The 23320-nt window shown below is 46.6% G+C and carries 21 protein-coding genes; 7 read left to right on the forward strand and 14 right to left on the reverse strand.

The features are described from left to right. The 13 genes from AB1797_02845 to AB1797_02905 all read right to left on the reverse strand — a co-directional run bounded on the left by AB1797_02845 (position 1) and on the right by AB1797_02905 (position 17753). Positions 1–1179 (reverse strand): DegT/DnrJ/EryC1/StrS family aminotransferase, encoded by a 1179-nt coding sequence (locus tag AB1797_02845; protein ID MEW5766551.1) that lies wholly within the window; start codon positions 1177–1179, stop codon positions 1–3. A gap of 727 nt (positions 1180–1906) precedes the next feature. Beyond that, a complete protein-coding gene (locus AB1797_02850; GenBank protein MEW5766552.1) occupies positions 1907–2374 on the reverse strand; it encodes a phosphatidylglycerophosphatase A in 468 nt (155 codons plus the stop codon). A gap of 43 nt (positions 2375–2417) precedes the next feature. Continuing rightward, positions 2418–2627, reverse strand: a complete 210-nt coding sequence (locus AB1797_02855; protein ID MEW5766553.1) for a HEPN domain-containing protein — start codon at positions 2625–2627, stop codon at positions 2418–2420. Positions 2628–2673: 46 nt separating this feature from the next. Further along, a complete protein-coding gene (locus tag AB1797_02860) occupies positions 2674–2976 on the reverse strand; it encodes a nucleotidyltransferase domain-containing protein (protein ID MEW5766554.1) in 303 nt (100 codons plus the stop codon). Between the two features lie 674 nt (positions 2977–3650). Continuing rightward, a complete protein-coding gene (gene pilQ / locus AB1797_02865; protein ID MEW5766555.1) occupies positions 3651–5783 on the reverse strand; it encodes a type IV pilus secretin PilQ in 2133 nt (710 codons plus the stop codon). A 27-nt stretch (positions 5784–5810) separates the two neighbouring features. Beyond that, a complete protein-coding gene (locus AB1797_02870; protein ID MEW5766556.1) occupies positions 5811–6362 on the reverse strand; it encodes a hypothetical protein in 552 nt (183 codons plus the stop codon). Positions 6363–6388: 26 nt separating this feature from the next. Beyond that, on the reverse strand, positions 6389–6973 hold the full coding sequence (gene pilO / locus AB1797_02875) for a type 4a pilus biogenesis protein PilO (GenBank protein ID MEW5766557.1): 585 nt from the start codon (positions 6971–6973) through the stop codon (positions 6389–6391). A 53-nt stretch (positions 6974–7026) separates the two neighbouring features. Continuing rightward, positions 7027–7956, reverse strand: a complete 930-nt coding sequence (locus AB1797_02880; protein MEW5766558.1) for a PorV/PorQ family protein — start codon at positions 7954–7956, stop codon at positions 7027–7029. Further along, positions 7957–8100, reverse strand: a complete 144-nt coding sequence (locus AB1797_02885; protein MEW5766559.1) for a hypothetical protein — start codon at positions 8098–8100, stop codon at positions 7957–7959. A gap of 8 nt (positions 8101–8108) precedes the next feature. Continuing rightward, a complete protein-coding gene (locus tag AB1797_02890) occupies positions 8109–15548 on the reverse strand; it encodes a FlgD immunoglobulin-like domain containing protein (GenBank protein ID MEW5766560.1) in 7440 nt (2479 codons plus the stop codon). A 43-nt stretch (positions 15549–15591) separates the two neighbouring features. Next, positions 15592–16134 carry a PilN domain-containing protein gene (locus tag AB1797_02895; GenBank protein MEW5766561.1) on the reverse strand — a complete coding sequence of 181 codons (543 nt, stop codon included), beginning with the start codon at positions 16132–16134 and terminating at the stop codon, positions 15592–15594. 372 nt (positions 16135–16506) lie between these two features. Further along, entirely contained in the window at positions 16507–17637 is a 1131-nt protein-coding gene (pilM, locus tag AB1797_02900; protein ID MEW5766562.1) for a type IV pilus assembly protein PilM, read from the reverse strand. After that, positions 17589–17753 (reverse strand): hypothetical protein, encoded by a 165-nt coding sequence (locus AB1797_02905; GenBank protein MEW5766563.1) that lies wholly within the window; start codon positions 17751–17753, stop codon positions 17589–17591. The genes pilM and AB1797_02905 overlap by 49 nt, the downstream gene beginning before the upstream one ends. A gap of 539 nt (positions 17754–18292) precedes the next feature. Here AB1797_02905 and AB1797_02910 point away from each other — a divergent pair. The 5 genes from AB1797_02910 to rpmA all read left to right on the forward strand — a co-directional run bounded on the left by AB1797_02910 (position 18293) and on the right by rpmA (position 21175). Next, complete coding sequence (locus tag AB1797_02910) at positions 18293–19378, forward strand: hypothetical protein (protein MEW5766564.1); 1086 nt, start codon at positions 18293–18295, stop codon at positions 19376–19378. A gap of 269 nt (positions 19379–19647) precedes the next feature. Continuing rightward, positions 19648–19968 (forward strand): 50S ribosomal protein L21, encoded by a 321-nt coding sequence (rplU, locus tag AB1797_02915; GenBank protein MEW5766565.1) that lies wholly within the window; start codon positions 19648–19650, stop codon positions 19966–19968. Beyond that, positions 19965–20312 (forward strand): ribosomal-processing cysteine protease Prp, encoded by a 348-nt coding sequence (locus AB1797_02920; GenBank protein ID MEW5766566.1) that lies wholly within the window; start codon positions 19965–19967, stop codon positions 20310–20312. The genes rplU and AB1797_02920 overlap by 4 nt, the downstream gene beginning before the upstream one ends. Continuing rightward, positions 20309–20566: a DUF1640 domain-containing protein gene (locus AB1797_02925; GenBank protein ID MEW5766567.1), complete on the forward strand. Its 258-nt coding sequence runs from the start codon at positions 20309–20311 to the stop codon at positions 20564–20566. Before AB1797_02920 ends, AB1797_02925 begins: the two co-directional genes overlap by 4 nt. 357 nt (positions 20567–20923) lie before the next feature. Further along, the gene (gene rpmA / locus AB1797_02930) at positions 20924–21175 is read left to right on the forward strand and encodes a 50S ribosomal protein L27 (protein ID MEW5766568.1); all 252 of its coding nucleotides are present in this window, start codon (positions 20924–20926) and stop codon (positions 21173–21175) included. Between the two features lie 279 nt (positions 21176–21454). Here the strand turns inward: rpmA and AB1797_02935 are convergent, their stop codons facing one another. After that, entirely contained in the window at positions 21455–21604 is a 150-nt protein-coding gene (locus tag AB1797_02935; GenBank protein ID MEW5766569.1) for a hypothetical protein, read from the reverse strand. A 44-nt stretch (positions 21605–21648) separates the two neighbouring features. Between AB1797_02935 and obgE the strand changes: the two genes are divergently transcribed. Both obgE and AB1797_02945 read left to right on the forward strand, forming a co-directional pair. Continuing rightward, positions 21649–22932, forward strand: coding sequence for a GTPase ObgE (obgE, locus tag AB1797_02940; GenBank protein MEW5766570.1), 1284 nt, complete (start codon positions 21649–21651; stop codon positions 22930–22932). Positions 22933–23007: 75 nt separating this feature from the next. Then, positions 23008–23166 carry a hypothetical protein gene (locus AB1797_02945; protein ID MEW5766571.1) on the forward strand — a complete coding sequence of 53 codons (159 nt, stop codon included), beginning with the start codon at positions 23008–23010 and terminating at the stop codon, positions 23164–23166. Positions 23167–23320: the final 154 nt, after the last annotated feature.

A 23320-nucleotide genomic window follows, 5' to 3' on the forward strand; every position in this document is an offset into this window, starting at 1 on the left:
TCACGACCGCACAGACTCTTGGATGGAATCAACGACATAGGCGAGATCATCTTCGCTCATAGTCGAATACAAGGGCAGGGTAACTTCCCGGGCTGAGACTGATTCGGTTCGGGGAAGCAATCCTTCTTGATAGCCGAATCTCTGCCGGTAATAAGTAAAGAGATGAATGGGTGAATAATGAATACTGGTCTGTATCCTCTTTTGGCCCAATTCTTGGATAAAATTATCCCGATCAAGACCATTAAGTAAAAGAGGCATAATATGATAAGCCGATTTTCCATAATGGCTGTCAAAAGGTAAACTTATGTGTGAGAAGACCGCTAATCTTTTCCTGTATTCGGCGACCAATTTTCCTCGACGGAGGTTATCCTCTTCCAATTTATTCAACTGGACCAGGCCAAGGGCGGCGCTGAGTTCATCCATCCGGTAATTATAACCCAGGTCAAGACAGTCATAACCCGGCTTACCTACCCGATACCTTTGCCAGGCTAAGGCCGTCATTCCATGCGACCTCAAAATCCTGACTTTATTGGCCAGACCTTCATCATTGGTCACCACCATACCCCCTTCACCGACCACCAGATTTTTGTTGGCGTAAAAACTAAAACAACCAATATTACCTATGGTTCCCAGTTTCCGGCCCTCAAACTCGGCGCCAGGGGCATGGGCTACATCTTCTACCACTAAAAGGTGGTGGGCCTCAGCCAGTCCGCCTATCTCATCCATCCTGGCCGGATAACCACCGTAATGAACCACCGCTATGCCTTTGGTTCTCTCCGTTATCTTCGCCTCGATATCAGCGGGCGAAATATTCAAATCATTATCTCCGCTAATATCGGCAAATATCGGTTCAGCCCCGGTGTAGAGAACCGCATTGGCCGTGGCCACAAAGGTCAGCGAGGGAACGATGACCTCATCCCCCGGACCAATTCCCATGGCCAGATAGGCCAGATGAAGAGCCGCCGTCCCACTGGAGACAGCCAGGGCATACTTCACGCCCAGGTAAGAAGCAAAAGAGTGTTCAAATTCCTCGGTGGCCTCACCCATAGAGAGCCATTTTGATTCAATAACCCTCTCTAAGGCCTTTATCTCCTCTTTTCCTAAATTGGCCTCTAAAAGGGGAACTCTCCATTTAGATTGGCGTTTGGTGATGGGCAATCGGTTATTAGTCGTGGTCATTTTTCAATGGAGGTAACTGTTCAACCACAAAGACACTACACTAAGACACAAAGATTAAAGGATTATTTCTTAATAGCTCAACAGAGCAGTAGCGCAGTAGTTAAAGACTTTTCTGAAAGTTTCAGAACTTCTGCTCTATTGCTCTAATATTCTCTACGATACATATTTTCCCCTTTGTGTCTTCGTGCCTTGGGGGCTGAACGGTTACCAATGAAGCTAAAGGAACGAGCAACGTAACTATTCAGCCACAGATTTACACGGATGAAACACTGATTTTTGTATCTGTTTAGCGTATACCCAACCATGAACAGGGCAATCGCCTCAAAAATTCGATCATTCAGGAGCCTTGGAAACCGCTAAAGCAGTTGCCAGGCGTCATTATCCTTTACCACCTCACCCCGATAAATCGGGGTGCTATTCTCATGTTTGTTGAGTGTAGCACCCCGGCTCCTTCAGGGTAAATGGGGTCGCTATTCTCATGCTGGTTGAGCTTAGCACCCTGATTTATCAGGGTGAGGTGAACAAAGTAACCTACAAAATTATAACCGCTTTAGCGGTTTTAAATAAATTCGACCTGTGCCATCAGCTTTTAGCCCCGGAGGAAAAATCCGTGAGAATCCGCCAAAATCTGGGTCATCCGTGAGCTATTCCTTTATTCTCTTAGTGCCTTAATGGCTTTATGGCTGAGTAGTTACAAAAATTCTTGACTTCTATATGGCAGTCTATTTTATCCGTGCCAATCCGTGTTAATCAGTGGCTGAATAATTACCCCTATTCGAATAATAATATTAGTGGCCAGTCCTGCCAGAACATCATCTAACATTATCCCCCAGCCACCTGGTAATCGCTCCGTAAGCTGAATGGGATACGGTTTTACAATATCCATAATTCTGAATATTACAAAGGCCACCGGAATAAAGGCGGGGTTCAGGCCGAACATCGCCACCAGGTATCCCGTAATCTCGTCCCAGACAATCCTGGATGAATCTTTTTCCTTATAAATATCCTCTGCCCGACTACAAATCCATATCCCACCAGCCAGGCAGACAATAAGACTTAATAAATATAGCGGCCAGGCCAGCAAATTAAAACCCAGATACAGCCCAATCCCCACCACGCTTCCCACGGTTCCCGGCGCCAAAGGGGAGTAACCAGTGTAAAAGCCGGTGGCGGTGAGTCTAATTAAAAAAGTCATTAGGCAATAAAGATAGTCAAACAACTTAGATTTTTGTATACAATCAACTTTTACTCTCGCGGATTAGAGTGCTAATCTGTTCAACAAATTCTTCAGCTTGAGAAATCCAAGGCCGGACTTGAGATTCTATAAAGGTAATGAAATCTGCGTAGTCGCTTTCCTGACGTCGTTCGAAAAGGTCATTGTATATACGAGATAGTTCTTTCGAAACTATCCCAGTTTTCACAAAATGAAGGTTACTATACTTTTGCACTTTTTTGTAACTACTTGAAAGACAAATACTTTACAATAACCTCTCGTCATTCCCGCCAAAGCGGGAATCCAGTAATATCAAGGCTTCTGGATTCCTGCTTGCGCAGGAATGACAAAAAGTGGCCCGTAGAAATTATTTCTCCTGACTCCCATTCAATTTCGTAAAGGTGGTGGCGAATATTGTCCGTTCGTTGATCATCGACAGAACCATCAACTAAGATCAAGAAGTCCCAATCAGATTCAAGACCTTCGTCTCCTCGGGAACGAGAACCATAAAGAATAACTTCGGCTCCAGGTTCAACCTCGTGGATAGTCTCCTTTACCTTCCTTAGCAGTTCGTCGCGATTCATTTCTCCTCCAAACTAAATTGCCTAACACTCGATGTTCAAGTTTTTTCGACCTACACCCTCAGACTTTCAGGGGTTGAAACCGCTAAAGCGGTTATGATTCTGGATGTTATCCTATCCGTAACACCCTGATAAATCAGGGTGCTAAACTCATACCCCCCATAGTTGTGGAGATAATAACCTGATTGAGGCGAGGCATAATGTTCTCCAAACTGTTACCAGTTTTTCAGCCCTTTTTTAGGGGATTTGGGACAATGCCCAATAATCCTTTAATCTTTGTGTCTTAGTGTCTTTGTGGCTGAACACTTACGAATAAACTTTGAGAAAGCACAAAAACGAACCCTCAAAGATTGATCACCCTTTTGTCGGCTGAATGAATTTTGTTAGGCTTCGCTAGTGATAGTACAACTGATATTCTGCTTACCGAGAAAAAACTACTTGACCTGTGCGTTTAGTTTAGGCCTATCTTTAGCCCCAGCGGGGCGACGTATGTAAAGAACATATCGCTCCGCTGGAGCTAACCTTAGATTGTTTGACCAGAGGCTATAAACATCCCGCCTCGCTGGGGCTGAAAAGCTAATCGCGTAGGTCGAAAAAAACTTGAACATCAAGTAAAAAGCGGTAATCAGTTATTACCGATTACCGCTCACCCATTACCGCTCACCGATTACTAGTCTTCAACCCCTTTTAATATTAGTAGTAATAAAAATAAGGAGTTCAGTCTTGCTGTTGTCTATATTTCTATTCTTAAATAGCAACCCCACCAGAGGTATATCCCCCAAAAGCGGCACCTTCGAAACCGTTTCTTTCTTTTCATTCTGAATTAAACCACCAATGACAATTGTTTCGCCGTCTTTGACCAGTATTTCGGATTCGCTCTCCCTGGTGGCAATAATAGGATTACCGTTGGGGGCATAGCCGCTAAACACGCTCACCTCAGGATGGACCTCTAAGACTATATAGCCATCCGAATTGATCTTGGGAGTAACCAGAAGTTTTATTCCCAGATCCTTATATTCTATGGTGCGCTGAACGGTGCCTTCACTTATGGTTGTCTCCTCTATCGGATATTCCTCTCCGACTATTATCCTGGCTTCTTTGTTGTTTATGGCCAGTATCCTGGGATTGGATAAGATATCGGCCTTAGAGTCTTCCATAAGGGCATTTAATCTGGCATTGATATCAAACTCACCCCTAATAGTTCCAATCCTGAAAAAACTCCCTTTACCTCTTCCCAACTCGTTATAGGTAATAGATCCTGGCCCTGAGATAGCAATAACCCCTTCTTCTTCTTCCTTTTCAAGCTGGGTTGTTGTTCCACCAGGCATATTAAGCCCCCCGCCTCCCCAGGTCCTCTCCCCTGGAGATTGAGGATCATCAGCCTGCCACTCAATCCCTAAACTCGTGGCATCCCGCAAAGTTACCTCCACGATCTTGGCCTCGATCATCACCTGCGGGGTTCTCACATCCAATTCTTTAATAAGGGCGGCTGCCTGTTCGACAACCGCCGGATTATCATTAATAACCAGGGAATTTGTCCGCTCCACCACCGTCAATTGTCCGGCCGGCTCAGTCCCTTTTGCCTCGGTTAAAAGAGGTTTAATCGAACCAGAAATCTCCTTGGCATCAGCATAGTTAAGACTGAAAACCTGCGTAATAAATTCTCCTTTAACCAGGGCCTTACCCACGCGGATGATACCCCCTTCTTCTTCCACATAGGTATAGCCATAAGCCCTGGTCACCATATCCAGGGCCTGTCTCCAGGTAACCGCCTCCAGTCTGAGGGTAACTTTATCCGTTACTTCTTTTCCGGCCACAATATTTATCCCGGATTTATGAGAAATAAGTCTTAACACATCCCCTATCTCTGCCTCTTTGAAATCCATTGAAATAAGGGGCACTTCCACTTTTTTTACCACGGCGGCCTCTTCTTTTTTAGGAGGAGTAACTTCCTCTTCTTCTACCTTTATCCACTCAGGTATAATTTCCTCCTCAGGGGCTGCCTTCTTCTCGGGAGGTGTGGGTGGCGCCTCGGGGGCTACTTCAGATGGGACTACCGGCGTTACTTCTTCCACCACGGGTGGCGCGCCGCCTTCTACCGCAATAATAGTCTGATTAGCCTGGCTGTAAACCCGATAAGGCAAACTTTCCTTCAGGTCAATAACAATCCATACCTTTTCGACCGGTTTATCCTGAAGTCGGCTGGCCCTGATCCTGGATATTCCATCTTTTTCCACCTCAATAACTTTATCCTTCCAATCGACCTCTACGCCCGTAAATTCCACCACCACTCCCGGCGGATCTTCCCTTTTGAAATGATTATATTCGACCGCCTTAGTGGTTGAGATAATCACCTCATTTTTGATCTCATCAAACCTTATATCTGTTAATCGAGGCTTCACCTCTTCTTTATAATAAGGATTAGTAATTTCAAGAACGATCTTGTTCTCCAGTTTACTCACCTGATAAGGAACCAGCTCAGTAACGGCCATAACTACCCTGGCGGTTCGTTCTTCATATTGAGCCCCACGAATTTCAGTAATCACCCCTCCCTTGGCCATCTTTTTCTCCGCCGGAAGACTGGACACCGTCTCATACAGATCAACTACAATAGAAGGTGGTTCGGTCAAAGTAAAGGGGTAGTATCTTTCCACTGGCTTGTCAGTGACAATAATTACCTTGGTTTTCTCCCCTGCATTTTCCACCCTTATATCAGTCAGATGGAAAAGATTTAGCTGGGCCCAACCTCCACCGGTCAAACCCATAAGGAATATTAAAATTAATCCGGTTACTAACCAGTTTTTTTTCAACCCGTTCATATCTCCTTCCACTCCTTTTTACTTTTTTTGCTTATTTCTTTCGGTAGCTGACTCTCCTACTTTGAGAGTTATTTTCGTTTTATCCTGAACAAGTCGCGCTTGTTCCCCTATCACTTGTCCGTAAATACCCTCCACGCGCCTCTGGCCTTTGCCCCATAATCTCCCTTCCTTTAAGATAAACCCGTAATTATCCCCATTATGAAGAAGGGCCATGGCCCCCCCATTCTTTGCATCCCAAATGATGCCGGCCAGGGTGAGATCTTCGATGTCAAGCTCTCTCTTTACCGGAAGAGCCTCTTTAACTGGTTTAGGCTTTGGCGTGGTTGGCTTAGCCGTTACTTCTTTTTTCGGTTCGATCAAGGCCTTAAAAGGATCTCGCCTATCCAATGGCCGATACATATAAAGAGACGGAGCCGGCCTGGTAATCTCTCGGGCCAGGATGGCCGGAGCGGTGGCTTCTTCTATAGAAATCGCTCTTTCCCTTTTGGGCCGGGCCACTTCTTCTTTAGCACACCCGATTATAAGGATGAAGATAAAAAGACTAAGACAAATAGTCAGTTTCTTTATCATAAGGACTTACTCCATACAGATTACTCTTAGTTTTCCTTGAACACAAAAGTACTTATAATTAATTCCGCCCGAACGGTGGCATAAGCATTTTCCGCGGCTGGTGTTACTTCCTCGATTTTAAGTTTATTGGGGGTCACTATCCTGGGCAAACTTCCTACCTGAGACAAGAACGAGCCCAGATTATGATAAGTTCCGCTTACCTCCATCTTAATCGGCACCTCAATATATGTCTCCTTGGTTTCAATCTCCTCAGGGTGGAAGAGATGGATATCTAAGTCACTTTGATCAGCCGCCTCAGTTACCCGTCTGAGCAGCTCTGGCATCTCCTTTTCCTTAGGCATCTTCTCTTGAGCGTAAGCCAACTGCTCTTGAAGCTCTTCATGTCTCTTTTTGAGCTGTGGCAAGCTTTCGGCTACCCGCTCGGCCTCATCCAATTTTATCTGCTTGCGTTCACGCTCCTTTTCTAAATTATCAATCTTAATGGCAAACTGCCACCAGGCAGGCCTGGTCACGCCTAAAGGTGTATACATATAGGCAAAGTAGATAATTACCCCCAGCAGCAGCACCCCCCCTATTCCCACCATTAAAGGTTGATTTTTTCGCCAGTCCATTTCTTTATTAATTATCAATTATTAATTAATAGTTAATAATTGATAATGGTTAATTAAAATACCACCCTCAGGGTAACCCAATGCACCGTCCCAAAGGTATCCCCCAAGGAAGAAGCCGCATAATCAAGATGGGCCACCACTCCCTCAAACATCTTGCCTCCGGAATCATACAAGCCTAATCCACCTGAAAAGCCGGCCTCACCACCCTGCTTCTCATCCCTGGTTTGATAGCCCAGTCTTAAAGCAAAAGGGGCCCGTTTAAGTTCAACTCCGCCTTTTATTTTCAGATCACTGGCCTTGACCTTTTCCAAATCACACACCAGGGTGGCCTTATTATTCAAATCATAAGACACACCGCCTCGAAAAGTCAGAGGCAAATCGCTTTCTTCCTCAAGGGGCTTTAAGCCCCCTCCCAGGTTAATGACCGCCAAGCCAAGACCTAAAGCCGGAATAGGCCGAATAACACCCCCCAGATCAAAGGCTATACTCGAATCTTCTTCACCATCCAGCTCTTCATGGATCTGCTTAATGGTCGCTCCCAAAGCCATCTTGTCCCCTAATCGTTGACCCACAGACACCCCAACCCACCGGCTATTTACCTCTACCTCACCCATAGCCGGTCCGGGCCCATTTCTTTTTTCATCAATGCCGCCCATCTTAGTTAACACCAGGCCGAACCCCAGACCGGTCCCCGTGGCCGCAATAGGTATACCCACCCCCATGAATTCAGCCCTGACATCTTCAATCCACTCCACATGACCAGCCCCCATTTCTCGGCTTTTCAGGCCGGCCAGCCCAGCCGGATTCCAATGGATAGCCGTGAAATCAGACGCCATCGAAGTATAGGCGCCGCCCAGGCCTGCGGCCCTGGCCCCTTGATCGAGTCCAATTATATTGTCCGCCGTGGTTCCCACTCCATCCGCATAAACCACCTTAGCCAAAATTATCAACCAAAGAAAGGTTATTCCTCCCGCCTTCTTCATCTAGGCCTCCTCGTAAAATGATAATCGGTAATTGGAAGAGCCGATCGCTTTCCGGCCCAAGGTTGGCCGCCTATCTTGAGCCGCCTCTGCCTGCCACGTAATAACCACCAGACCCATCAGAGCTATAAGGGTCTGTCTAAACATTGCGCCTCCTACCGGATAATGACCATCTTCCCTTTCACCATATCCATACCGGTAGCTTCAATCGTGTAGATATAAGCTCCCGAGCTTACCAGGTCTCCCTCATCATTTTCCAGATTCCACGCCTGAGAATACTCGCCGGCCCCCTGCTCTCCGACTTCCATCTCTCTCACCAGATCACCCATCAGGGTAAAGATCTTGACGGTCACTCTGGCCGGAGAAGGCAACTCATAATGGATATAAACCTTTGACTGCTTTTTAGCCGGATTGGGGTAAGCATACACCTCCTGCAAGCCCCGCACACTCACCGCCTCCTCACTCAAGGTAAATTGAACCGCCTTTGTTTCCTGATTACCCGCTTTATCTACGGCCGTCACCTCCATAGTATATTTACCAGGGGTGCTCTGCTCACTGTAAGGACGAAAGGTGATTGTTCCGGCTGAATCTGTTTCTTTAGTCCCGCTAATCAAATTCCCCTTTGAATCACGCAGAGAAATGCTGGAGGCCTTAAGATCAATCCCTGACCCGCCTGGTTCATCCTGCAAATAAGCCGAAACCTCTGAGATATAAGCAGTCAAAGTGGCCCCCTCAGCCGGAATGGTATAAACAATCACCGGATCAGTGGTGTCAGCCGGTCCCTCAGGCCCTTCCCAGTAGATAGAAATAGAACCCTTGGTCCATGTCTCCACTCCCTGAACGGCCGCCTTAATGGTAAAAGGATAGAGACCGTTAGCCACTCGTTTACCTGTATTATCCAGGCCATTCCATTGATCGGTCTGAGGCCCAACCCCGCGGTCAAAGCTAAGAGACCTGACTAAGACTCCACCCGTGGCGATTCCATCAGCCCCGATGGTCGTCCCCGGCTCATAGATATCAATATCCACCTTTATTTCATCCCCGACAATATACAATCCCTTCACCTCTAAGGTATAGGTTATCTCAGCCAGATCACTCTGGCCGGAAATTCCTTTCACCGAGAGATTTGATATCTGAATCTCTGCCGGCTCCCGCTCCACCATAATTTCACCCTGTTTCCAATCTTTCAAATTTCCTCCAGGGGCCACGGCCGTAATAGTAAAGAGATAAGTACCATTATTAACCGAAACTCCTGACCCATCTCGGCCATCCCAGATATCAATCTGCTCCCCAAGACCGTGCGTGAAAGTCAGGTTTCTGATTAATCTCCCCCCGGTAACACTCCCGTCAGTATGGATAACGGCTGCCGAATCATAAATGTTAATAATTACCGTTATTTCATCTCCGGAAAGCTCTAATCCGGAACCGGCCAGGGTATAAGTGAACTTAGCCTGTGGATTACCTTCTCCAATATCCTGGACAGATAGTCCCACAATCTCCAATTTCCGATCCACCGGGATATTGCCATGCATGGGACGGTCATTTCCTTCGGCATCAAGGGCCTTATTACCATAACCATCTTTGGCCTCTATGGTAAAGACGTATATCCCGGCCGGGAGGAAATCCCCTTTTTCATTGCGTCCATCCCAGGTCTCCGTGTTGCCGCCCAGATTCCTGAAGCCGCTTATGGTCTTAACCAGCTCTCCGCCGCTCACCACACCTTCCGAAGAAATAGTTGTGCCCGGGGTATAGATCTTTATGGTCACCTCCATCCCGCCACTGGTTCCGCCACCACCAAAACCTGAGCCGGTCAGGGTATACTTTATCTCTGATTTACAACTGGTAGGTGTAATACCTGAAACAGTAACATCTAAGATGCGGAGTAGATCAACCGCGATACCTTCGGCGCTCACCCACTCGCCCATATCCAGATAAGGGTCGGCAGGGTCTTTCCACTCGGCCCTGATGGTAAACCCATAAACACCATTAGGCACTATTCGTCCCGAATCATCCTTGCCATCCCAGACATCACTATTTGTCCTATCCCTATTCAGATACTCCCCTAAACGCGGTGTCTTATGGATAATAGTCTTGACCGTCTCTTCAGTCTCTTTATTCCGAATCTCTATGGTAGTCCGGGCGTTTTTGGTCAGGGCATAGGTAATGGTATAAGGCGGCACATGTGCCTCCATTATATCTCCCACCTGCTGATATTCCAGCTCCACTTTCTGGACATGAACCACATCCACCATGATATAGTTATCAACCGAATATATCTCTGAAACCTCATCGTTGTAATTAGTCACCTTGGCCTCAACTTTGTAGGTAGAATTATGCTTTATCCCTACCCCCTCATCCCAGGTCCCATCCCAGGTGGCTGCGCCTTCGTAATAGGTAAGTCCAGTTATCGCCACCACATCAGCCGACTGATTAGGCTCGTCAAACCGGACGTAGCCGAATTGGGGATAAATCTGGTAGGATTTAGTGGTCTGTATTCCATTGATATACACTAAAGGTGATTTGGTCTCATCCCAGGCCGATTTATAATTATACCACTGATAATTCCTAATGTGATTCATCGGTTCAAGCGTAGTCACATCCTTAGCCCGGCTCTGAGTCACATTATACACTTCCATCTTATCCGCTACCTCATCACCCAGGGTATCAGTAATAGTAATCTCCACCTTCTTGGCCGGCCCATTAATCACATCCAGCATAATAACGGCAAAGGTCGGCACCCCGTTGGATTCGTAATCTATGATCGGATTCTTGATGGAAAGATTAACGGCCTGGGGATAATAGGACTTAGCAAAAGCTAAATTAGACGGATAACCGATCTCCTCTGAAATGGGATCAATAACAGCCACCCGATAAAAATAGGTGCCATTATTAACTGTTTGATAATCAGTCCATTCCGTAGCCTGAACTCCACTGGCCACTAAGTTATCCGTATCAAGCTCATCTATGACCGAGGTGGACCGATAAATATTATAAGTGAGCACACCAGGCGTATCAGCCGAAATCTCCCAACTGAGTTTAATCGGGCCTTCGGCCAAGGCTTCAGCCTTAAGATTAAAGGGGGTCGGTATGGCCGGCGGGAAAGGCGCCATTACCGATACCGTCGCGGATGGTTCACTCTCCTGCTCACTGGCATCCACCGCCGTCACCGCGTAATAATATTTGACTCCGCCTTCTATCTTGCCATCTGTCCAGGTAGTGATAGTAATACCTGAATCTACCAGATTCGATGCCTTAACTACCTCTGAGGAGGTTAAGGCCCGATAAATCCGGTAGGTTATTTCTCCCTGTCCCACCGCCGAAGTCCAGCTTAACTGAATATAACCGCCTTCCAAGGCCAGACCTGTCAAGGCAGAAGGTGGAATAAATTCATCCGTCAGGGTAAAGGTAACTATCTTAGCCTTACTTTCGTTGCCCGCATTATCCACCGCAATGACCTTGAGGGTATAAAGTCCCGTATCCGTCTGTTCATTAAATCTGAGACGAATAGTATCAATCCCATTGTTGGATTGAATCCCTGTTACCGGCTGACCATCAGGCCCGGTCAGGGTAAGGCTTGATTTGGCCAGATTAAGCCCGGAGCCGCCAACTTCATCACTTAGTTGAGCCAAAACCTCAGAGATAGTAAAATTAATCACCTCTCCGTTGGCCGGCTCAGTAGAAACGACTACCGGGCTGGTAACATCAGGTGGTTCCTGGTCCGGGGTTCGATCAACCGGAATAGTCCCATGCAGAGGCCCATCATTGCCCTCTCTATCCAGGGCTAAATTCCCGTAAGTATCCTTAGCCGAGATGGTAAAGACATAGTTCCCATTAGGGAGCAGGACATTATCCTCATCTAATCCATTCCAGACAATGAAATTTTGTCCCTGATTCTGATAAAAGGTGAAGGACTTGACCATGACCCCACCGGTGGCATTACCATCTACATCTACGGTCGTCCCTGGTTCGTAAATATTAAGAGTAACCTCCATCCCCCCACCGGTTCCCCCTTCGGCAAAGCCGGAACCGCTGAGGATATATCTTATTTCGGCCAGGGGGTTATCCGCACTGATCCCGGTCACATCTAAGTCCAGAATCCGAAGGATATCAACCGCCACCGTAGTATTGACGCCAGTCCAGCCATAAGCCATATCCGTACCAGGATTAAATCGCCGCTCAATGGCATCAATGGCCACCCGATAAATACCATTAGGCACTATCCGGCCCTCATCACCCTTGCCATCCCAGATATCTATGTTCTTGAAATCACGGCTGGCCAGCTCTCCTGGCCGAGGGGTCTCGTGAACAATGGTCTTTACCAAGATGTCATCTCCCAGGTTCTCGGCCGTATTATTAGTGTCATAAAATCGGAAGGTGACATAAGCATCTTTCGTCAAACGATACTCAAACTTGAAAGGCGGCACATGGGCCGGGGGCATGTCTCCCACCTCTTGATAGATGATTTTCACACCACCCTGCACATGGACCACATCAACCCCAATAATCGGACCGGTCTCTATCTGGAGCGACTCAGCATCGTTATGATTAACCACGCAAGCCGTAACGCCGTAAACACTATTATGTTTTATCGGACTGCACTCGCCGGCCTCCAGTTCAGTCCATTCCCCATCCCAGTTAAGATCATACGTCCCGGTAGACAGATTGTACATCTGAAAAACAGCCGCCGTGGGAGCAGCCGTTATGCCTACATCAGTGATCTTGATAATCAGTTTCTTAACGGTGCTTATATTTCCGTCAGAATCGGTCGGGCCAGCATTGACATCAAGCGTAATGGTCGTATATTCCAGTTGATTAGGCTCACCCGCCGGACCGTTGGTTTCATAATCAATGATGGACGGATAGACAGTGATATTACTGACGGATTGTTTATGGTAGGAGGTAGCACAGGAGAGATTAGATGGATCGCTCTCTAAATTGTCAAAGGAGTCAACCGCCGTAACTTGATAACAATATCGGGCATTATTGGCCGTATCAATATCCGTCCATTGGGGATTCATCAGGCCGGATACCTTCAAGATAGGGGTAGGGACACGTGGCGAACTCCGATAAACATTGTAGGTAACCAGGCCAATCCCTTCTGTTTTGGTCCACTCTAATTTAATCTGCCCCTCTTCGCCTTCGCCGGTCTGATTGGTGGCCTTAAGTTTAGAGGGAGGCTCGAAAAAGGAGATGCCCATCACCGGTCCGCCAGGTTTACTTACCAGAGAGGAACTTTCATCCACGGCTGTGACCACATACCAGTATATAGTTTTATTCTCTACATCAAAATCAGTGTAGGTAGTAGTAGTTAAGCCTTGAACTAAGAGATTAGTGTCATTGACCTCCACCGGCCTGGTCCGACTTCGATAAACACGATAAGTAACCGGCCCCTCGCTTCCCCCCTGAAGCTGAGAGGCAGTCCAGGTAAGAACTATCTGCCTCTTTTCCGTCTTAGTGGCCAGATCAGAAGGGGCCGTGGGTGAAGCCGGATAGACAGCCTTAGCCGAAGCTTCGTTAGAAGAAGGACTTTCTGCCCCATCAGCCGAATCCACCGCTGTAACAATATAGTAATATGTCACCTGATCCTCGGTATTGCCATCAGACCAAGTAGTCCCCCACAAACTACTCTTTACCAGGTTAACCGGATCAGGCGTCACCCCAATGGAGGTGCTCCGATAGACATTATAGGTAACCATTCCCCCCTGTCCGCTGGTTTTCTCCCAAGTAAGATTTATCTGCCCTCTATCATTCTCGGCTTCCAGATTGCTGGGGGGTATAAAATGACTCATCCCCCCAACCCAATTAGAAGGATCACTTTCGCCCCGGTAAGAGGTAAAAGAAGTAACCACATAAAAGTAAGGAGTTTCATCGGCCGGAGGATTATCAATGTAGCTTGGATTCTGAAGCTGCTGGGCCACCCGATGAGCCAAGTCTACGGGAACAGGAGATGAGGTATGACGATAGACTCGATAAGTAACTACTTCCCCCTCACGGGTTACCCCCTCCCAAATAAGCCTTACCCGGCGGCTTAGCGGCCTTCCCTGGCTGTCCTTATCGGTGGCTTCTAAACCAGAGGGAGTAGGCGGTGGATAAAGGGCCGTGGCCTGGGCCATTCCACTTGCATTGCTCTCCAGGCCATCAAAAGAGTCAACCGCACTAACCCAGTAATAATAAGTAACCCCGTCGAGCGTCCCCTCATCCAGGTAGGTTGTCCCCGTTACTCCCGAAGCTATGCGGGAAGACGCGGCAGCGCTCGAGGTATCGCTCCGATAGACATTATAAGTTATCGTGCCTAAACCCGAAGTGCCCGTCCAACTTAAGCTGATAGGGCCTTTAGCATTGGCGGCACTCAGGTTTGAAGGGGGGGTAAAGATGGAAGTGGCTGAAACCTCACTTGAGATATCACTTTCTCTGGCCAGAGGATCCGGGTCGGCTGGATCTACTGAAGTAACTACATAATAATAGGTCTGACCAACGGTGACGGTTGTATCCAGAAACTCGGTTTCTGAAATCTCATCCGCTACTCTGGGAGACGACTTGTTTACCCCGGCAGAAGTGGCCCGATAAACATTATAAACCATCCCAGAAACTGTATTCCAATCAATATATACGGCCCTTCCGACCGTCGCTGCGGTAACACCGGTCGGCGCCGGTGGAGGCCAGTTGGAAACAGCCCAGGCCTCGGTCGAAGGGGGACTCTCCAGTCCATCGGCAGAATCAACCCCACTTACCCAATAATAATACAGGGTACCATCAACCGTGCCACTGTCAGTCCAGAAGGTATTTATCTCGCCGGTTCTTATCCTGCTGCTGGTAGCAAAATCAAGGGCCGTATTTCGATAGACATTATAGGTGATCGTCCCAAATCCTGTGGTAGCTGACCAACTTAAATCAATCGGCCCCAGGTTGTTAACAGCCGCAAGATTAGAAGGAGGGTTAAAGATAGAGGTGGCCGAAGCTTCATTAGAAACATCACTCTCGGTAAGATCGCCCGGATCCACCGCCGTAACCGCATAGTAATAAGTTTGGCCATTACTGACGGCCGTATCCCGGTAAGATGTGGCAGAAGTCTGGATAACTATCCGGGGAGACGATTTAGTTATACCAGGAAAGATATTACGATAGACATTATACACCATCCCTGTCACAGGGTTCCAAGCTAAATTTATACCCCGATTGACCAGGGTAGCCGTTAGATTCGTGGGAGCAGAGGGAGGAAAATTAGCGGTGGCCGAAGCCGTGTCAGAGAGGGCACTTGGGTCATAAAAAGGAAAGTTCTCAACCGCCCTAACCGCATAGTAATAAGTTGTTCCATCCACGGTGTTAGTATCAGTATAAGCGATAGGATCAGTCCCCTCTGGTGGAGTAATATCCCCTATTAAAAGAGAACTGGTAGTAACGGTCGAAGAAGTATCCCGATAAATTTCATAACTGATTAGAATCCCACTCACGGCGTCCCAGGTTAAGTCAATTGGCCCCTCATTATTAGAGGCGGTCAGGTTTGTGGGTGGAAGTGGAGCTGCCTTGGATATTTCAGAAAATGAGATTACTATTCCCAAGACAATTAAAAGTATGCCTATCAATCTTGCCTTCATCTCTATCTCTTTCCTCCTTAAATGGTCGGATACTCACCGGTCATTAAATCTTAAAGCCGAATCTGAGCTGGAAATCCTTTACCTCCCTCTCATTTATTTCATCTCTCTTAATATCAATCAGCTCTACATCGCTAAAATAATCGTTACCCTCCAGGTTAACCATCAGATTAGCAATAGCAAAATTATCCAGGGCTACTCCCGTCAATTCGATATTATTTCCGCTGGTATTTATGGACTCCGTCAACCATAGATCAGACGGGATAGCATTACTCATCTCATCTAAGATATGCGCCCAGGCCAGTCGGTCTTTAATCAATTGACTTATAATATCTATCCGCCTCTTGATCATCGCATCTTCTTTTTTTAAGCTCTCTATTTCAGCCAGAACGTTCTTAAGGTCATCCATACGTCTATCCATCTGCTTTATTTCACCCTTCAAGCTATTGACCACAAATGTCCTTTCTATATAAATGACCGCTATAATACCCAGCACCACCACAAACACGAGGGCAGACATAATATTTCTTCGCCTGGCCTCTTTCTTGGCTAAAAGTTCCGGGCTTAATAGATTAATCCGAACAGCCATCTCTTCTCCTCAATTAACAATTCTCAGGTAAATAGGCTGAAGGCTGAAGTTCAATAGCCTTCAGCCTTAAAAGCCTTCCACCTTCAGTCTATCCACCTGAGTAGTTACCAATTATCAATTAATAATTGGTGTAAGTGTTCAGCCACAAAGACACTAAGACACAAAGATTAAAGAATTATTTCTTAATAGCTCAACAGAGCAATAGCCCAGTAGTTAAAGACTTTTCTGAAAGTTCCAGAACTGCTGCTCTATTACTCTACTGCTCTCTAAGACACATACTTTTTAATAAGTAACATATTAAAATTGATTAAAAAACCAAACTCTTTCGTGTCTTCGTGCCTTGGTGGCTGAACGGTTACTAATAATTGATAATTATGCTTTTTCGTATCCCACCAACCCTCTCAGGGCCAAACCAGCGCTGACGGCAAAAGCCGGCGCCACCTTGCTAATATACTTTAGATCAACGCCGGCCGTATCGATATGGATCCTTTTAAAAGGATTATTTATTTCCACCGGTATCCCTAACCCATTAGATAAAAAGCGATCCAGGTTAGGCAGGCGGCTCGAACCGCCATTAAGCACCACCCGGTTAACCGTCTTTTTATGTATCTGGGTATGGGCATAATAATAGGCAAAAGATCTATCTAATTCTCCTAACAGCTTGGTAGCTATGGTCCCGATAGCCTCGTTAACTCTGGAAGTCCGGTCCCCCTCGATAGCTCTTGCTTCTGCTTCGCCTTCCATAGATATACGTCCCTGTTCTTCCTTCAATGCCTCGGCTGCCTGGAAATTTAACCCTAACTCCTCAGCAATAGACTTGGTGAAATCATTTCCTCCGACCAGAACATCCCGATTAAAAGATGATCTTTTGCGTTCAATAATATTAATATTGGTTACCCTGGCCCCAATATCAATCAAGGCAATAATTTCATTTTCTTCTTTTATCCCGCTGCTGCCAGAAAGTTCCCAGGAATCTTCTACGGCTAAGGTATCAACATTAATAGACTGGGGTTTTAAATTAGCCCTCTTCATAATCTCCATATGTTGGCCAATGATTTCTTCCTTGGCCGCTACCAGGAGGACCTCAATCTTCTTTTCCCCTCTTTCCACAAATTCACGCAGTATCTCACAATCCAGCACTACCTGCCGAACATCAAAGGGAATATACCCCTCCGCCTCAAACCGAATTACACCCCTGAGTTCCTTTTGAGTCATATAGGGAAGGACAATATATCTAACCACTACCGAGGTCCCTCCGACTGAGGTATAAACGCTTTTAGTTCTTATCTTGCTTTGCCCCAGGACCCTCTTGATGGCCTTGGCGGTCAGATCTGTCCTGGCTTCGGAAACCTCGTCGGGAATAGGGCTGGGAGATAGTTTGCTCATACCCAGATTAGCCAGCGAAATCCCGCGCCTGGTTTGCCTTAGTTGAACCGCCTTGACTGTATCACTGCTTATATCCAGGCCGACGGCTGTTTTTCCACCACCAAGACCAAATAACATAATTTCCCCTCTCTTGCTCGATGCTCGATCCTCGAGCATCGAGCATCGAGCATCGAGTATCGAGCCTCGAGTATCGAGTATCGAGCATCCAGCATCGAGGATCGAGCATCGAGCATCCAGGATTGTTTGGTTGCAGCGGGAGGCCGCCCTATGTTCACCCCGTCAGGAATAAATTTTTAGCGGGATAAATCTACCTCCCCCCAAAAAAAAGATTTTTTCACCTACGGATGCCTTCCAAATAACCCAAGATAAAATATTAAGTTAAGATATAGTATATGCGAATAATATGGGTAAGTATAGCATACTTAAAGCCAAAAGTCAACAACTTTTTTCCCAATGGGAGACAGATTCAGAACAACAATCTTGACGTGTCTTTTCAATATTTCGGGGGAAGTCAGTAATTTGGTAATCGGTAATCGGTAACAACTAATTACTGGCTACTTCTCACCGATAACCGATAACCAATAGCCGATGAGCGATAACCGGTCACATAGTTCCCCCGATTTACTGAAGATACATCTTTACATTTTAGTTGGGCTGAACGGCAAAATTAGAATTCGGATTAGCAACTTATCTCTTGACAAATTTGGGCTGGCATGTTATCTTATATAAAAGTGTCTTGTAACTAAAAGCCTTCTACCTTCCGTCTATCTACTTGAGTAGTTACGTTTTATTTTCCTACACCTTTTTCTTTGAAGGCGTCAGGGGCTTGAGGGAAATAGGTTATTATTCTATAAGAATAGGGAGTTTGAATATGATGAGTTTTTCTGTAATAAGAGAAAGATTAGGTGAGGTGTTTGAAAAGTATCAGGCAGATGTCCTTGCCACCACAATCTTTGATGCCTATAACGACCTTGTAAAGGTATCTGACTTTAGCGAGCTTAAAGATATTGTAAAGGAGCTTGCAGTTGCTCAGAAACGAACCGAGGCAAGAGTTGAGGAGCTTGCAGTTGCCCAGAAGAAATCAGAAGAAAGGCTTACAAGGGTTGAAGTAGCAATTGAGGAGCTTGCAGTTGCCCAGAAGAAATCAGAAGAAAGGCTTACAAGGGTTGAAGTAGCAATTGAGGAGCTTGCCGCTGCCCAAAAACGAACCGAGGCAAGAGTTGAGGAGCTTGCAGTTGCCCAGAAGAAATCAGAAGAAAGGCTTACAAGGGTTGAAGTAGCAATTGAGGAGCTTGCCGCTGCCCAAAAACGAACAGAGGCAAGAGTTGAGGAGCTTGCAGTTGCCCAAAAACGAACAGAGGCAAGAGTTGAGGAGCTTGCAGTGGCTCAAAAGAAAACAGAGATAGAAATCCAGAAACTTACAGAAAAAGTTGAGGATCTTACAGAAGGTTTAAAAGAAACCAGAGGAGAGTTGGGGGGATTATCAAGGAGTATGTCTTATGCCTTTGAAAATGAAGCATATAGAATGCTCCCTGGGTTATTAAAGACAAATTATGGTATTGAGATGACCGCGAAGATAATAAGAACAAAGATAAAGGGGAAGGAGATAAATCTATTTGGAAGGGCCAGAAGAAATGGCAATGATGTCCTGATTGTAGGAGAGGCAAAATTAAGGCTTGAGAAGAAAAAACACGAAAAGAAGGATGTCTTTGAGGAACTAAAAAAGAAAGTAGAAGCAGTAGAAAAGACTTATAAAGAAGAAATAGTAAAAATACTAATAACCCATTATGGAGAACCAAATCTTATTGAAGAAGCAAGACGAAAAGGGATAATTGTTATTCAAAGCTTCGAGTGGTAGTCAAATAATAGTGGAAATACCATCTTGGAAGGTGTGGCTTGGTGGCCGGGCCCCTTTCTGAAGGGCTCACTCTACCTGCCGTTCAACGTAAGTAGGCCCCCAAGTGGTCTGTCACGTGTGATTTGACCTGTTCGTCTCTTAGAGAAGCAATCCCCCCTCACCTTAATCCTCTCCCCTTAGGGGAGAGGGTCAGGGTGAGGGGGCAAAAGAGGCTTTACCCACAATTTCAAGCGTGACAGAGCACTAGTGATAAAAGAAAGAGGTGATATATGTTGTATGCCGTCGTGGAAGAAGGAGGAAAACAGTACCGAGTGGAAGAGGGCGACCGAATCCGGGTGGATCGGATTAATTGTCCTCTGGGAGAGAGGGTAGAATTGGACCATGTCTTGCTAATAGCTGATAAAGACCATCTTCACCTTGGGCAGAAACTTAGCTCGGCCAGGGTTACGGCCGAGGTGGTGGAACAATCAAAGGGCAAAAAGATTACTGTCTTTAAGTTCAAGAAGAGGAAAAACTACAAGCTCAAGCGTGGTCATCGTCAACCCTATACCTGGCTTCTTATTCGAGAGATACAACCTGGTCTGCAATGATTAAGGTTTACTTTGATCGAGATGCCCAGGGAAGGATTGTGGCCTTTGAGACAAAAGGTCATGCCCTCTATGCTGAGCCAGGGCGAGATATTGTTTGTGCCGCTGTATCAGCCCTCCTCCAGAATGTGGTGGTAGGTCTTAAGCAATATCTTGGCTTAGAAATCGACCACCAGAAAAATAAAGGTTGGATGAGGGTCTCTATTAGAGGGTTTAAGGGTAAGGAGAAAGAGGCGGCCGCTCTCTTGGAAACAATGGCCTTAAGTCTCCGGGCCATAGCGGGAGAAGAAAGATATCAGGGTTATGTAAAAGTGTATGGAAGTGACGAGAGGGGGGAATTTATTTGAGGGCTGCCCTTGACACCTTAAATATTTATGAACGATTAAGAGATGCGCACCTGGATGATTTGGCCGCCAAAGAAATTGCCGAAGTTATTAATGAGGTGACCAAGACCTATTTGGCTACCAAGGGTGATGTGGAAAAAGCAAAAATTAAATTAAAAGCCGAGATTGAAAAGGCAAAAGTCAAAATTATAAAGTGGGTGGCGGGTATGTTAGCCGCTCAGGCGGCGATAGTGGCCACTTTGGTTAAGCTTTTGTAGCTGAAGATTGACTCCCACTAATCCGCCATTCGAAATGTAACTACTCAAAACTAAGTTAAGCAGTTAGTTGGGAGACAAAGCAAAATTCCCTCTCCCTTGATGGGAGAGGGATAGGGTGAGGGTGAAATGGGCGGGCAATATTATTACTCTTGCTAAAAACCTTAGAAAAAGAGCTACCACCCTCCCCTAACCCCTCCCATCAAGGGAGGGGAAGCTCTTAGGCCGACGCTGTCGGGACAAAAGGAGATGGAACTTAACCCATAGCACTATAATCTGTAATGAGCTTACTTTTTTAACTTGATTTTGAGTAGATACTTCGAAATCTACCATCCGCCATTGAAAAGGAGGTGATTAAGCATGGCCCATAAAAAAGGAATGGGTAGTTCCCGTAACGGCCGGGATAGTAATGCCCAAAGATTAGGCGTAAAACGGCACGATGGGCAATTTGTTACGGGAGGAAGTATTCTCGTCAGACAGCGAGGGACAAGATTTTTCCCGGGAAGAAATGTTGGTCGGGGCAGCGATGATACCCTTTTTGCCAAGGTCTCCGGTTTCGTTAACTTCATTCAATCAGGGGGTAAAAGGAGAATAGAGGTGATTGAAGGGTAAAAAGCATGTGGCCAAGAGCACTGAGCATAGGTTTTGAGATAGACTCGTAATTACTCAGGTAGATAGGCTGAAGACTGAAGGCTGACGACTGAAGACTGACGTCAAATCATCTGCTCTCCGCATTTATTCCTAAAAGCCTTCAGCCTATCCACCTGAGTAGTTACATAGACTTTAAAGGTAAGCGTTCAGCCACTAAGGCACAAAGACACAACCTCGATCCTCGATCCTGGATGCTCGATTCTGGATGCTCGATCCTGGATACTGAATCCTTGTAAGCGTTCAGCCACTAAGGCACAAACTCGATGCTCGATGCTCGATCCTGGATACTGGATCCTTTACCAGCATCGAAGATCGAGCATCGAGGATCGAGCATCGAGCATCATGTGCTGAACGGTTACCTTTAAAGACAGGTAAGTAGACAGTAGGCATTTATAAGAGAAGACCGCTGTCTACTGCCTACTGCTTACTGATAAATGTTTATAGACCAGGTGGAGATTCAAGTTAAAGGAGGCGACGGGGGCAACGGTGTCGTAAGCTTCAGGCGTGAACCCTTTGTTCCTTACGGAGGGCCTGATGGCGGCGACGGAGGAAAGGGGGGCGATGTCATCCTGAAGGCTGATCCTGGGTTAAACACCCTGGTCGATCTTCAATCTCGGATTTGCTGTCGGGCTCAGAATGGCCGAGCCGGCGGTCCTAAAAAACAATTCGGGGCAAATGGGCAAGATATAGTTATTCCGGTCCCGGTAGGCACAGAGGTATATGAAGTGGAGCATGGAAACCGGCTGGCCGATCTGACCGAACCAGGCCAGGAGATAATTGTCGCTTACGGTGGCCGAGGAGGAAGGGGAAATACGCATTTTGCCACCAGCACCAATAGAGCACCCCGTCAGGCTGAGCCGGGTGAGGAAGGAGAGGCCTTTACCCTTCGATTGGAACTGAAGCTCCTGGCTGATGTGGGATTATTAGGCTACCCCAATGTGGGGAAGTCAACCCTGCTTTCCCGTCTGTCCCGAGCACGACCTAAGATCGCACCTTATCCTTTTACTACTCTTTCTCCTAACTTAGGCATCGTTAAAATTGAAGACTGGAAATCTTTTGTCCTGGCGGACATACCCGGACTTATCGCCGGGGCCCACCGGGGAGTCGGTCTGGGAGATAGATTTCTGCGCCACATTGAACGCACGCGCCTCTTAATTCACCTTTTAGACGGTTCGGCTGCCGCCGCCGTAGATTCTTTTTATTCTCTAAATAAAGAATTGCAGCTTTACAATCCAACCCTGGTGGAAAAACCGCAAATCATAGCCGTCAACAAGATGGATCTGGCGGAGAGCCAACAAAACTTCGACCAAATAAAAGAATCACTTTCGACTTATTCGATTTTTCCCATCTCGGCTCTAACTGGCCAGGGGTTGTCTGAGCTGGTAAAAGAGGTGGACGGACAACTGAGTCAGTTGCCGCTTCCAGAGAAAAAACCTGTGTCGGTCTGGAAAAAGAGATACGGAGCGCCTAAGACGAAGCCTGCTTTTACCATACGCCGAGAAAAAGGGATTTATATCCTTAGCGGTAGCCGGATTGAGAAGGCGTTAGCTATGGCCGATCTGAAGACCCACCAGGGACTTGAGACCTGGAGAAAGGCTCTGAACCGAATGGGAGTAAATGAAGCCCTCCTCCAAGAGGGAGTGAAGATAGGGGATACGGTCCTCATCGGAAAAGTCGAGTTTGAATTCCAACCGGAAGACAGAGGGCAGAGGTCATAAGACAGACGACAGAGGAGGGCCACACCGGGCTGATTTCTGACTTTTAACCTCTGACCTGGAGGGAGATGGTGGCAGATGGATACCAAATTAAGCCGGCGAGAGTTTCTGAGTAGAGGGATATTAGGTGGGGTAATATTTTTTCTAACTACTCTCTTTCTTAAGGATAACAAATGTGACGAAACTCCCAATATCTCTCAAACAGAAGCCGGTTATTATCGCCATTTGGCTGGCTAAAAAACAGCCGCCAATAGAGAAAAGAGGGGGTAACCGTTCAGCCACAGATGCACACAGATGAAACACGGAAAATCCGTGAGCCGTGTCCGTGATTCGGGTCTGTCCTTAGGCTGTAGGGACAACCCTTGTGGTTGTCCGTCTACGGAACGGACAT

It is taken from the genome of bacterium, from assembly GCA_040753085.1.
GTDB lineage: Bacteria > UBA9089 > JASEGY01 > JASEGY01 > JASEGY01 > JASEGY01.

What these genes read in the sequence shown, in the direction of transcription:
- AB1797_02920 (MEW5766566.1), top strand. Translation starts at nt 19,965, where the DNA reads ATGATTAAGGTTTACTTTGATCGAGATGCCCAGGGAAGGATTGTGGCC.
- AB1797_02850 (MEW5766552.1), bottom strand. Translation starts at nt 2,374, where the DNA reads ATGACTTTTTTAATTAGACTCACCGCCACCGGCTTTTACACTGGTTAC.
- AB1797_02860 (MEW5766554.1), bottom strand. Translation starts at nt 2,976, where the DNA reads ATGAATCGCGACGAACTGCTAAGGAAGGTAAAGGAGACTATCCACGAG.
- rpmA (MEW5766568.1), top strand. Translation starts at nt 20,924, where the DNA reads ATGGCCCATAAAAAAGGAATGGGTAGTTCCCGTAACGGCCGGGATAGT.
- pilO (MEW5766557.1), bottom strand. Translation starts at nt 6,973, where the DNA reads ATGGACTGGCGAAAAAATCAACCTTTAATGGTGGGAATAGGGGGGGTG.
- AB1797_02905 (MEW5766563.1), bottom strand. Translation starts at nt 17,753, where the DNA reads ATGCTCGATGCTCGATCCTCGATGCTGGATGCTCGATACTCGATACTC.
- AB1797_02885 (MEW5766559.1), bottom strand. Translation starts at nt 8,100, where the DNA reads ATGTTTAGACAGACCCTTATAGCTCTGATGGGTCTGGTGGTTATTACG.
- AB1797_02870 (MEW5766556.1), bottom strand. Translation starts at nt 6,362, where the DNA reads ATGATAAAGAAACTGACTATTTGTCTTAGTCTTTTTATCTTCATCCTT.
- AB1797_02890 (MEW5766560.1), bottom strand. Translation starts at nt 15,548, where the DNA reads ATGAAGGCAAGATTGATAGGCATACTTTTAATTGTCTTGGGAATAGTA.
- rplU (MEW5766565.1), top strand. Translation starts at nt 19,648, where the DNA reads ATGTTGTATGCCGTCGTGGAAGAAGGAGGAAAACAGTACCGAGTGGAA.
- AB1797_02945 (MEW5766571.1), top strand. Translation starts at nt 23,008, where the DNA reads ATGGATACCAAATTAAGCCGGCGAGAGTTTCTGAGTAGAGGGATATTA.
- obgE (MEW5766570.1), top strand. Translation starts at nt 21,649, where the DNA reads ATGTTTATAGACCAGGTGGAGATTCAAGTTAAAGGAGGCGACGGGGGC.
- AB1797_02935 (MEW5766569.1), bottom strand. Translation starts at nt 21,604, where the DNA reads ATGCCTACTGTCTACTTACCTGTCTTTAAAGGTAACCGTTCAGCACAT.
- AB1797_02895 (MEW5766561.1), bottom strand. Translation starts at nt 16,134, where the DNA reads ATGGCTGTTCGGATTAATCTATTAAGCCCGGAACTTTTAGCCAAGAAA.
- AB1797_02880 (MEW5766558.1), bottom strand. Translation starts at nt 7,956, where the DNA reads ATGAAGAAGGCGGGAGGAATAACCTTTCTTTGGTTGATAATTTTGGCT.
- pilM (MEW5766562.1), bottom strand. Translation starts at nt 17,637, where the DNA reads ATGTTATTTGGTCTTGGTGGTGGAAAAACAGCCGTCGGCCTGGATATA.
- AB1797_02845 (MEW5766551.1), bottom strand. Translation starts at nt 1,179, where the DNA reads ATGACCACGACTAATAACCGATTGCCCATCACCAAACGCCAATCTAAA.